Origin of the sequence: uncultured Roseobacter sp. (genome assembly GCF_947493125.1) — a bacterium.
In the GTDB taxonomy this organism is placed as follows: domain Bacteria; phylum Pseudomonadota; class Alphaproteobacteria; order Rhodobacterales; family Rhodobacteraceae; genus Roseobacter.
Genome location: NZ_CANLQB010000018.1, coordinates 26,831 through 37,532 on the forward strand (window position 1 = coordinate 26,831; position 10,702 = coordinate 37,532).

Consider the following 10,702-nt stretch of genomic DNA (forward strand, 5'->3'; position numbering starts at 1 on the left):
GTATGCGACTGGTCAGCTATGATAGGTTCGGTCCTGCAGCGGAGGTCCTCGCCGTGAGAGATGCCCCGGCGCAGCGCCCGGGGCCGGGCGAAGTGTCAGTCGAACTGGCGTTTTCCGGGGTCAATCCCTCCGATGTAAAGGCGCGTGCCGGAGCGCGTCCAGGTGTCACCAAACCGCCATTCCCCTTGATTGTTCCGCACAGCGACGGGTCCGGCGTCATTTCTGCTGTCGGAGACGGTGTGGACTCCACGCGGGTCGGCCAGCGTGTCTGGATCTGGAACGGCCAATGGCAACGGCCGTTCGGCACCGCTGCCACGCATATCACACTCCCATCCGAGCAAGCTGTCCCGCTGCCGGACACGGCCAGCCTTGAAACCGGCGCAAGTCTTGGGATCCCCGGCCTTACCGCGGCCCATGTCGTATTCGGTGGCGGCGCGGTGCGCGGACAGACCATTCTGATCCACGGCGGCGCGGGAACGGTGGGCCACCTCGCCGTTCAACTGGCCAGGTGGGGCGGAGCGCGAGTGATCGCAACAGCCCGTGGGGCGGGCGCTGACCGATGTCGGGAGGCGGGCGCGGATGTGGTGCTTGACTATGCGGCGCCCGATCTTGCGGAGCAGATTATCGCTGTGACAGATGGGCGCGCGATATCCAGAATTGTTGAAGTGGAGTTCGGTCGGAACATCGAGACCAACGCGGCCGTGATTGCGCCCAACGGAACGATTGCGGCCTATGGCTCAGCGGCGCAGATGTCGCCTGTGCTGCCCTTTGGGCCCTTGCTGTTCAAGGCGGTGACCATCGACATTGTGCTCATATACCTGCTCAGCCCTCCTCAGCGTCAAGGCGCGATCAGCGCGCTTCACAAGGCCTTGACTGAGCAGGCTATCAGCTGTCCGGTGCAGTCGGTCTTTTCGCTGGCTGACACCGCTCTCGCACATGAGACTGTCGAACGTGGCGGACGGACCGGTGCAATCCTCGTCGATGTGACCTCCTAGGCGCGGTACGCTGATTGACGGGCTGGAACGATGTCCGCGTCAGTTACGCTAAAGAGGGCTGTTGGTTGAAAACCGCTGGAAAAAGCTCTAGTTTTAAGCGAAAGCGATGTGTGACACAGCTTCGGTTTTTCTGAAAATCGGGGCTTGCACAGGAGCCGAGAGCGGCTTATTCAGCAGCCGTCGTTGGGATGTAGCCAAGTGGTAAGGCAACTGTTTTTGGTACAGTGTACCGTAGGTTCGAATCCTACCATCCCAGCCACACACTTCATGGAATGCAGACAACGTGGCTGTCGCTCGAGGTAGTGGCAATATTTCAATGGGTTACCACTACGCCTGTTCAACGCAGACCGCTCTTGCCCGGCAAACAAAACCCGATATCACCCAAGGTCTAGGATCCGCTTTTCGCGTTACGAGTATCCGCTGAGGTGTGCTCATAGAGTTACGGAGAAAACGCGCTGGACTTGCCAGTTGTCTGGCAAAGCATGTCGAACGCATCAGTCGGACGCAAGGCCAAGCGGTTGTTGGCTGTCGAGGACATCGTGGATGATGTCGGGGGCGAGGAAGGCCAGGTCGATCAACTGGTAAACCTGCCATTCGTTGTGCCTTTAGAATTTGCAATCTCGGACAGTGTTCTGCCCGCCTTGATCTGCTCGAACCGGAGATGCGCCTTGGCGATGGTCCGGATCAGGGTGTCGTCAGTGCTGTCGGATGCATCGGCAAGGACCAGCTTTATCTCCACGCCACGCTTCCCTCAACTGGAATGGCGCCCTGATGGTCTGCACCCCCTCGTTGATCTCGTCGGCGCCCACTTTGATCGTTGCAACGAGCTTAACGGGATCAATCGTGATGGTCAGCGCACCGGGGCTCAGATCGATCCGTTCGACGAGATCGAGCATGTGACTGATATCCTTATCGGCACACAGCTTTTGCAAGATATTGCGATACGCCATTATATCTTCTGCGGAGCGGTTCGGAACCGGCCTGCCAATGAAGATCATATCGTTGAGCCGCTCGCGCATCAAATGCGCAACCTTGATCTCCAGCTCCTGCGCAGGCAATCGCCAGCGATCAAGCTTCACATCGCCGCTCTTCCTGATCAGGCGGTGGGAGACATAGTACCGAAGCCGAACCCCTGTCTTCGTCTTGCTGTGCGACGGGGCCAGCCGATCACCAGTCTCATCAAAGAGCTTGCCGCAAAGCAGGGATCGCTGCTTCGCCGTCTTGCGGGCTCTGACCTTCGCTGCACCATTCTGCAGCAACTGCTAGCTCCGACCCCAACGGTCAGGATCAACGGTCGCATCATGACGCCCGTTAAAGGCCTATTCCTTGTGACGGATCCCAATCAGCACATCGTCTTCGTCCACCAGCAACGGGTTGGTGAATCCGAACGCGCGGATGCTGTCGGCGATCTGGCAGATCTGGAATTTGCTGTGCGTAAGCCCGTTGCGCGCATTGGCGGTCAGTTTGATTGGGTTTTCGGAAGTGACTTTGAGGTCTGGAATTCCTCGGTTCCGTTTTGGGTGTCTCCAAACGAAGCTGTCCGATCAAAGACCGAAAAGACAATGTATCACTTGCTCAAAAGTCAATCTCCTTACTCGCAACGCGCCTGCGCAACGGCTTTTCGGAACGGCATGGCCATGTCAGCAGGTTTCGCTGGGCGATGGTCGACCGGCAGTACGCGGTGTAATGCCTCCGCCAGGATGCGACACACTTCCAAAGCCGGCCCGATTTTGCGGCCATTGTTACAGGGATCTGTTCTGAGTTTTGGCAAACTGCCAGTCACCCTGTCAAAATACGCCACAAAGGTTCGAGCCATATAGTTCGGAGCGGCGCCTGACTTATCAGAGGTTGTCGCAGCGGAAATCGAGCTTTCAATTTCTCATAAAGAGACACGGAAGTTCGTCGACAATTTCATCTGGTGCGGCGACAAGCGGATCCATTGTTCTTCCGTGCAACTGTGTTTCCAAAAACATCGTCACGATATCGTCCAGCACCGGTTCTTGCGCGATCTGGGTGCAAACATCGTGAAGCTGTTTTCGGCTCGGAGCGACTTCCATGCTGGCAATGAAGTCGCCAATGCGTGCCCGCAGCTTCACGCCGAGTTTCATCGGCGGCCGATTGGGCTTGCCTAGGATTTTCAACCGTCCTTTGGCCTCTTCTCAGAGGTTGATTTCTACAAGAGCTATCGCCACTGCGTTTCCAAACACACGCAGAAGGTCGAGAAGCAATGCTATCCGCAAATCGTTAGGGATCATCTCGCCGAGCTCCGCCAAAATACACTCTTCGGCGCTGTGACGCAGCTGCGCCTGCTCCAACGTCCATGCTGTTGTCTCCGGCGACATGGGCAGAAAGACGTGTTCGGTCAGTGTCGGAACTGAAAGCGCAGAAGGAGTTATCATCACTAATGCCACGACAGATGGCGTGCAGGTCAACCGAATTGGACAATCGTCATTTCCTAGCCGCGTGTTTGGTACAATGGCGCTTACGCCTAGCTGCATACACCAATCTCGAAAGCGGACTTTCGAGGCAGCTACCCCAAACAGAGACGATGCGGACGAACCGGACTTGTGCGTTTGCGGCTATTGCTCACGCAGCACACTATCGCTTCTGCGCATGACTGCCGCTGCGTTGCAGCTGAGGCGCCGGAGCGGTCGTTGGAACCCGCCACGAGATACTAAACCAAAACCTCCCTTTCGCCGCGGCTGGTTTGAACGATCAAGACGCGTACAAACCCGTCACTCAATGGTTATCGGCGAACGCCGGCTTTACTGGGGTTGCTCGTTCCTATCGCACTACTGCCGGTATAGGGCTGAGAACAAGCGCAGCAGGATGCAAGGCGTTTGCCGATGTTCATCGACACTTCGGACATCCACCGCAACCGTTCAACTTGGAAGTCAAGCACCAGTTTTTCGCCTGCCGCACGGGATACGCAAATGCACATCGCGTTCCCCGACGTCCGCTGACCAGCGGATAGGAAACTGTCGCGGTTTTCCGGCGTGCCGCTCAGAAGATCCGTGACACAGGTGCCGCACACCCCCTGTTCACATGAGAAGGCCGCGTCGACCTCGTTGGTTTCGAGCACGTCGAGGATGGTTTCATCTGCGCCGACGTTCAGTGTAACATATCTGCGCGCCAACTCGACATCGAACGGCTTTGTGGGCGCGCCCGCTAGGGCCGGTTTGGCGGCGAAGCGTTCGAGGTTGATTGCGTCTTGTGGCCATTGCACCTGCGCAGCAGCCAAAGTGCGATCCATGAACGGACCGGGGCCACACATGTAGACCTTGCCGCCTGCCACTGGCCCAGCAAGAATATCGTCAAGGGCCCTACCTGTTCTCGCCACATCGAGCCCTTCATAAAAGGTGACCCTGTCCGCAAATGAGCCCTGCGTCAGGCGCCCGCGAAATGCGGGGTATTCCGGCGCACGCGAAAAATGATGCAGTTCGAATGATTGGCCCAAAGCATGCAGCCGGTCTGCCATGGCAATGATGGGCGTGATCCCGATGCCTGCGGCCAGCAACAGACTGTGCGTAGCGGTCTCATCCGGCGAAAAATTGTTGCGCGGCGCGCCGATCTCAAGTCGGTCGCCCTCGTTCACGACGTGGTGGATCAGGTCGGACCCACCCCTCGACGGATCAACCTGCCGCACTGCGATCATGAGATGCCGCCGGTCTGTCGGATCGCCGCAGAGTGAACACTGCCGAATGATCCCCTCGCCGCAGTACACATCGATATGCGCACCGGGCGTGTAGGCTGGCAGTCTGAAGAGCCCCTTCTTGGCCAGCAGAAAGGACCTGATGCCGTACGCCTCCCGCGTAACTTTCTTGACCTCGACGTTGATCAGCACCATCGCGGCCTACCTGTGCACCGGTTGCAGTGTGTCAAGACCTTTACGCAGCCGCTCAAGCTCATTATGGCCATGAACACCCTGGTTTCAGCGTCGGGGAAGGACCCGCCCATAACCGCCGCACGGTCGCCTGGCAGCGCCTTTGCACGCTCGGCATGGAGCTCTTTGCGGATGCGGCCCACGTCGCCAAAGGCTCGTGCGTGGCGCGGTGGCGTGACAATGTCGCCGCTGAGGTCAGACATATAGGAGCTGCATTCAAAATATCGGTGGTGCAGCTGGTGATGAAAGGATCCCGCCTTCATCGCTTCGGTGTCGCGGAGGATCAGCTTGTCAAAGCCCGCGTGCGAATAGAGAGCCCCAAGGCTGAGAGGATACATATGAAAGATCACATGGATGGGGTACGAGGGCAGCACGAAGTGGATCAGGACGCCCGAGAGATATGGGAACCCTTCCACCGGGTGCATGGCTAGGCCGGACCATGGGCCGACGTTCACATTGCGGTGGTGCAGCGAATGCCAGAAGCGGAGGAGAAAGAAGAAGAAGAGCACGAACCATATGGGCGACTGGCCGATGCCCTGCATCGTCGGCACCCAGCCGTTCGCGGCCACGTGGAAATAGAGGAGGGTCCAGAGCCTCCAGAACACGACCGATGAGGCGAGGCTCCAGAAAGTGTTGCCCCAGACCTGCTAGCCAAAGGTGAAACGGTCGGATTTCGCCATCGGGCGTATGTCGAATTTCGACAGCGTCTGCTGACAGGCAAAGACATAGAGGTAGAGATGCAGCGCGGTCCCCAAAAGGATTGCCGAACCGAAATTGATCGCGGCGATCTGCAGCATCAGCCCGCGTCGAGCGTTTACATCACCGACATCGCGGGCAGCAAAAAGGCCACCGTGATCACCGCCAGAGTGATGTGGCTCAGCGATGGGGCCAATTTGAACCAGGTGCCGATCAGCCAGGTCAGAGCCGCCTTGGGACGCGGCGGAATGTCAGAAACCGGCGACATGGCGACGGGCAGCTGTGGGTGAAAATTTCATGTGTGGGATGCGCCTGCGGGCACCTCAATATCCGCGTTCGTGTCTATCTTGGCCATCTGCAACCCTCCTCGCGCTGCTGCTTCAGACCGAGACGATCACGCAGTGTCTCCGGATGTAGCTCTCGACGTGCCAGACCGGCTGTAACCCATTCTCCATGACAAAGGCATCGCCCGCTCTGACAGTGCGCGACGCGCCATCCTCTGTCTCGATCCGCGCTTCGCCTTCAAGGATGTGGCAAAACTCGATCTGATCAGTCATGGGCCCACGAAAGACGCCCGCTGTGCTGTCCCACATGCCGGATTTGAATGCGCAATTGGCCCCCACCAAATGGCTCCAGACGTTTTGCTCTGGGGCACCGTCGATAATGTCCCCCTCGAACTCCTTTTTGAAAGGCTTTGCGTCGAGCTCGGCAAAGTTGACGAATTGCATATCAGGTCTCTTTCTTGAGGCGGCAGAGGTCATGCGGTCCCAGACCACGTTGGCGCGATCCTTCAGGGACATGGACGGGGCCATCAAGGGCGCCAACCGGCGGGACACCTCGTGAAACGGGATGGATTTGATCGTGGACACCGGGAACGGCAAATCGTCGTTGTGCCCCCCAAAACCTTGCGCGCGAGACTGCGGCCGATGACGGAGGTCATCGCAATGCCACGCCCGCTGAACCCCACACCTGCCAGAACACCGGGGGCGGGTTCATGCATGCGGGGCATCATGTCCTGCGTGACCCCGATACGGCCCGCCCAGGTGCATTCAATCTCAATGCCCTTGAGCTGCGGCAACACCGTATGCAACCCGTTCAAGAGACGCCCGACACCGCCCAACGTGCGGGCGCTGTCATTGCTGCTGACGCAGCCAAAGATCAGCCGGTTGCCTGCATCATAGCGCGCATAAAAGATCACCCACCCGCGCCGGAAGCCGTCGTCCCAAACGCCAGTCATGCACTAACAATCAAACTGGACCACTTGGGTGGGGCCGATCATCTCAACCACTTGCAATATAATGTCTACGACCACGCTATAGACAGTCTTGACGGCCCTGGTGAGGAATGCAATGTCCGGTTGAAATCTGACACTCAATGCCAGCTCGCGTCGCAAAATGACTGCAGAGCACCTTGGCAGCGGCGCGCGCGCCAACCCTGCCAATCCTTCCGCAGACCAAGGTCTTTGCCCCGCAAGGCAGACCGGATCGACAAACGCCAACCAGAGGACAAGACTTCAATGAAAGTCGTCGTATTCAGCACGAAACCCTTTGACAAAAGCTACATCGCGCAAGCGAACAACGGCACACATGAACTCACGTTTCTGGACATGCGGCTGTCTGCGGAAACGGCACCACTGGCGGACGGTTTCGATGTTGTCTGCGCATTCGTGAACGATGACTTGAACAGGGAGACGATTGCGCAACTTGCAAAGGCCGGCGTCCGGATGATTGCGCTGCGCTCCGCCGGGTTCAACCATGTGGATCTGGCCGCGGCGGCTAAGGCCGGCCTCGTCGTCGCACGTGTTCCCGCCTATTCCCCGCATGCCGTTGCTGAACACACCATCGCTTTGATCCTGACCCTGAACCGCAAGATGCATCGGGCGTACAACCGCGTCCGGGAGGGGAACTTTGCGCTTGATGGTCTTCTTGGTTTCGATCTTCACGGCAAGACGATCGGCATTGTCGGCACGGGCAAGATCGGAGAGCTCGTAGCGCAGATCCTCGATGGCTTCGGCTGTGCCTTGCTGGCCTACGACCCGGTTGAAAATCCAAACTGCACAGCCTTGGGTCTGCGCTACGTCGACCTCGACACTCTTTTCCGGCAAAGCGATGTCATCACCCTACAATGCCCACTCATGCCGCAAACGCATCACTTGATTGATGCGGAGGCCATCGGAAAGATGAAACAGGGTGTCATGCTGATCAACACCAGCCGAGGTGCCGTGGTGGACACCTCCGCCCTGATCGCCGGGCTCAAGACCGGACAGATCGGCAGCGTCGGGCTGGATGTCTATGAGGAGGAAGCAGACCTGTTCTTCAAGGATCTCTCCCAGACCTTCATTCCCGACGATGTCTTCGCGCGGCTCCTGACCTTTCCCAATGTCCTGATCACGGGCCATCAGGCATTTTTTACCCATGAAGCCGTCACAGCCATAGCGGAAACGACAATCGCCAATATTTCGGCTTTCGAACGCGATGGCGCACCGATCCACCCGGTTCCGACGGCCGCGGGCGACTGACCGGTGTCGGCACTTCTGGCGGCCACGCCGCTCGCCGTGATCTTGATCGGGATGGGCGTGTTGCGCCGATCTGCCGTCTATGCGGGGTCGGTGGGTCTCGCGCTCGCCCTGCTCTTGGCACTGACCGTCTTTCAACCGATGACCTCACTCGGTCATGGACCCTTGCATCTTTTGCGCGGTGTCGTTGCCGAAGCGGCACATACCACGGCGACGATCCTTTGGATCATCCTGCCGGCCCTGGCGATCTTCGAGTACCAGCGCAAGACCGGTGCGATCACTCGCATCCGTGACACCCTGGCATCCTTGACAACAGACCGCCGGCTTCAGGCCATTCTGATCGCGTGGTTTTTCGGATTGTTCATGGAGGGCGCGGCGGGCTTCGGAACCCCGGTCGCACTCGCCGCACCGCTTCTTGTCGGCCTGGGGTATTCCCCGGTCAGAGCGGTTGTTCTGGCGTTGCTTGGCCATGCGGCAGGCGTGTCGTTTGGTGCCGTTGGTACGCCGGTTCTCCCGCAGGCATCAATTTCGGACTTGGACGCAGGAGATATCGCGGGCAAAACCGCGGCCTAGCACGCCATCTGCGGTCCGGTCCTTCTGCTGGCAATGGTGCGGCTTGCTTCGGGTGCATCCTTGTCGCGGCACGACGTCGGTTGGACCGCTGTCGCCGCGCTTTGCTTTCTTGTCCCATCGCTGGCTCTGGCATCGACAATCGGGCCTGAACTGCCAACGCTCGGCGGCGCATTGATCGGCGCCTTTGCCTTCATTGCGCTCCTGCCACGCCGCACCCCGCGAGTGCTTGATCTGCGTCAGATCCTATCGGATCTCGCCCCATACGTTCTGATCCTCCTGCTGGTTCTGCTCACACGGCTGATCGGCCCTCTGCAGGACGCGCTCGGCGGTTTTTCAATTGGCTGGAGACTCGACGCGATTTACACGGGCACGTTCCAGCCCCTTTATCATCCTGGGACAGCGCTCGTCTTCGGGCTCGTTCTGGGCGCCATTGCGTCGGGTGAAACGCGCGTGTTGCCCGCTGCAGGGATGGCCGCTCTCCGGCGCCTGCTCCCGGTAGCGCTGGCCTTGCTCGTCATGCTGACGCTCTCGCGACTTATGGTTCACGCAGGCATGATCGACGCGCTGGCGACCGCCGCGGCAAGCGTTGGACCTGCATGGCCAATCGTAGCGCCTCTTGTGGGCGCGCTCGGCACTTTCATCACCGGTTCCGCCACCGCATCGAACATACTGTTCACCCAGCTGCAGGTTTCGACGGCGACGAACCTCGCATATCCGACGTCACTTCTTGCTGCCGCACAGGGCTTCGGCGCAGCAATCGGAAACGTCGTTGCGCCTCACAATATTATCGCCGGAAGCGCAACCGTGGGTCTGACCGGACGGGAGGGTGACGTGCTGGCACGTACCCTCGTCCCTTGCCTTCTCTATGCGGTCCTTGGTGGATTGGTCACTTACCTCGGTCTCTATCTCTTCTGACCGGTAGGCGATCCCTCTACTCGAGCACACTGACACCACCCCAAGGAACGATGTTTGATTGTCATCTCCCCCGGAGGAGCACACGAACTGCCGCCGCTATGAGGCGATTTTCTGCCGTCTTCGGCGCAGGGCCACGAAGGACAGTGTCGCCGCAAAGAGAACTCCTCCCGTGGCAGGAAGCGGGATCGGTGCGACTGACGCAACCGGCGCCACGGTCAGTGTCGCGGAAACGGGCTGGAACCCCGTACCGAAGGCGAAGAAGGTATCGGCCGTACCGAACTCACCTTCGAGGGTCGCGAGCAGGCTGTTGCCGAAGCTGCCGGCCTCGGTTCCGCCAACCGATCCGATCAGAAATTCCAGTGTATCCGGGCCCGTGTCGGAGAACACATAACCAAAGTCACTCGATAGCCCGGACAGAAATGGCACCGGTGAAATGCCGGGTCCGATGTTCAGCGCAAAGGTATCCGCTGTTCGGTCTGTCCCGATTATACCCGACAGGCTGGCAATAAGGCCCGAACCTGCCGCAGGATCGGTCGAGACGCCCCCTGCCCCGTTGAAGAAAGAAAATGCACCCGGAACTGACGTGAATGTGCCGGACACCGTGACGACGGGTGCGGGTTTTGTATCGAGCCCCAGCGTCGCAGTGAGCCCGACGCCCGCGCTGAGCAACCACGTTGCGATGATTGCCAATGATGTTGTTTTTTTCATTACCTTATCCCCTAAAAAACCAGTTCAAGTTACACGAACGAGAACTCGTCGCCTGTGACGCCGACGAGTACGATCAGATCCATATCCGCACCATCCAAGAACAGATAGGTGGAGTTGCCGAGCTCTTGGCTGGTGAAGCCGCGCTCTCCCAGATCGAGTGAGTCTCCTTCCAGCTCATCATAATCGAGGATCGTGAGCACATCCCGAGCACCCGCCTGATCCGTGAAGACGAACTCGTCCGCGCCGCCAGCACCGATGACCTGGTCAAGCGGCCCGCCGAGCGCGTCGATACGTTCGTCGCCCTCGGTGCCGACCAGGAAATCCATGCCGGTTGTCCCAAAGAGCGTCGGCAGCGGCGCGCTGTCGTCGTTCAGGATCGTCGCCGTGCCCGTGTCATCCGCAAGCGTCGCGTTGTCC

At 59.0% G+C, this 10,702-nt stretch carries 14 protein-coding genes, 1 tRNA gene and 1 pseudogene; 6 read left to right on the forward strand and 10 right to left on the reverse strand.

The features are described from left to right. The first annotated feature begins 2 nt into the window (after positions 1–2). From Q1A71_RS23245 to Q1A71_RS23255, 3 genes are all read left to right on the forward strand, one after another. A complete protein-coding gene (locus Q1A71_RS23245) occupies positions 3–995 on the forward strand; it encodes an NADPH:quinone reductase (protein WP_299682646.1) in 993 nt (330 codons plus the stop codon). A 184-nt stretch (positions 996–1,179) separates the two neighbouring features. Continuing rightward, positions 1,180–1,254 (forward strand) — tRNA-Gln (locus Q1A71_RS23250). Between the two features lie 202 nt (positions 1,255–1,456). Continuing rightward, positions 1,457–2,815, forward strand: a complete 1,359-nt coding sequence (locus tag Q1A71_RS23255; protein ID WP_299682649.1) for a hypothetical protein — start codon at positions 1,457–1,459, stop codon at positions 2,813–2,815. 51 nt (positions 2,816–2,866) lie between these two features. On the opposite strand, the gene Q1A71_RS23260 is transcribed toward Q1A71_RS23255, so the two are convergent. From Q1A71_RS23260 to Q1A71_RS23755, 8 genes are all read right to left on the reverse strand, one after another. Beyond that, positions 2,867–3,136, reverse strand: a complete 270-nt coding sequence (locus tag Q1A71_RS23260) for a hypothetical protein (protein ID WP_299682652.1) — start codon at positions 3,134–3,136, stop codon at positions 2,867–2,869. Between the two features lie 18 nt (positions 3,137–3,154). Then, the gene (locus Q1A71_RS23265; RefSeq protein WP_299682654.1) at positions 3,155–3,406 is read right to left on the reverse strand and encodes a hypothetical protein; all 252 of its coding nucleotides are present in this window, start codon (positions 3,404–3,406) and stop codon (positions 3,155–3,157) included. Between the two features lie 335 nt (positions 3,407–3,741). Next, positions 3,742–4,590 (reverse strand): PDR/VanB family oxidoreductase, encoded by an 849-nt coding sequence (locus Q1A71_RS23270; RefSeq protein WP_299682656.1) that lies wholly within the window; start codon positions 4,588–4,590, stop codon positions 3,742–3,744. A gap of 242 nt (positions 4,591–4,832) precedes the next feature. Beyond that, positions 4,833–5,483: a sterol desaturase family protein gene (locus Q1A71_RS23275; RefSeq protein WP_299682660.1), complete on the reverse strand. Its 651-nt coding sequence runs from the start codon at positions 5,481–5,483 to the stop codon at positions 4,833–4,835. A 42-nt stretch (positions 5,484–5,525) separates the two neighbouring features. Beyond that, entirely contained in the window at positions 5,526–5,675 is a 150-nt protein-coding gene (locus Q1A71_RS23280; RefSeq protein ID WP_299682663.1) for a hypothetical protein, read from the reverse strand. A gap of 17 nt (positions 5,676–5,692) precedes the next feature. Continuing rightward, the gene (locus Q1A71_RS23285; RefSeq protein WP_299682666.1) at positions 5,693–5,842 is read right to left on the reverse strand and encodes a hypothetical protein; all 150 of its coding nucleotides are present in this window, start codon (positions 5,840–5,842) and stop codon (positions 5,693–5,695) included. Between the two features lie 112 nt (positions 5,843–5,954). After that, positions 5,955–6,302: a cupin domain-containing protein gene (locus tag Q1A71_RS23290; RefSeq protein ID WP_299682668.1), complete on the reverse strand. Its 348-nt coding sequence runs from the start codon at positions 6,300–6,302 to the stop codon at positions 5,955–5,957. Positions 6,303–6,385: 83 nt separating this feature from the next. Continuing rightward, positions 6,386–6,811 carry an FAD-dependent oxidoreductase gene (locus Q1A71_RS23755; protein ID WP_366140344.1) on the reverse strand — a complete coding sequence of 142 codons (426 nt, stop codon included), beginning with the start codon at positions 6,809–6,811 and terminating at the stop codon, positions 6,386–6,388. Positions 6,812–7,090: 279 nt separating this feature from the next. Here Q1A71_RS23755 and Q1A71_RS23295 point away from each other — a divergent pair, with 279 nt between their 5' ends. From Q1A71_RS23295 to Q1A71_RS23305, 3 genes are read left to right on the forward strand one after another with little or no spacing between them, the layout of a single operon-like run. Continuing rightward, positions 7,091–8,092 (forward strand): 2-hydroxyacid dehydrogenase, encoded by a 1,002-nt coding sequence (locus Q1A71_RS23295; protein ID WP_366140345.1) that lies wholly within the window; start codon positions 7,091–7,093, stop codon positions 8,090–8,092. 3 nt (positions 8,093–8,095) lie between these two features. Beyond that, positions 8,096–8,662, forward strand: coding sequence for an L-lactate permease (locus tag Q1A71_RS23300; RefSeq protein ID WP_299682672.1), 567 nt, complete (start codon positions 8,096–8,098; stop codon positions 8,660–8,662). 60 nt (positions 8,663–8,722) lie between these two features. Continuing rightward, on the forward strand, positions 8,723–9,577 hold the full coding sequence (locus tag Q1A71_RS23305) for an L-lactate permease (RefSeq protein ID WP_299682676.1): 855 nt from the start codon (positions 8,723–8,725) through the stop codon (positions 9,575–9,577). A gap of 96 nt (positions 9,578–9,673) precedes the next feature. Here Q1A71_RS23305 and Q1A71_RS23310 read toward each other — a convergent pair whose 3' ends face one another. Continuing rightward, positions 9,674–10,285: a hypothetical protein gene (locus Q1A71_RS23310; RefSeq protein WP_299682679.1), complete on the reverse strand. Its 612-nt coding sequence runs from the start codon at positions 10,283–10,285 to the stop codon at positions 9,674–9,676. 29 nt (positions 10,286–10,314) lie between these two features. Next, a pseudogene (locus Q1A71_RS23315) lies at positions 10,315–10,702 on the reverse strand (hypothetical protein); the annotation flags it as partial.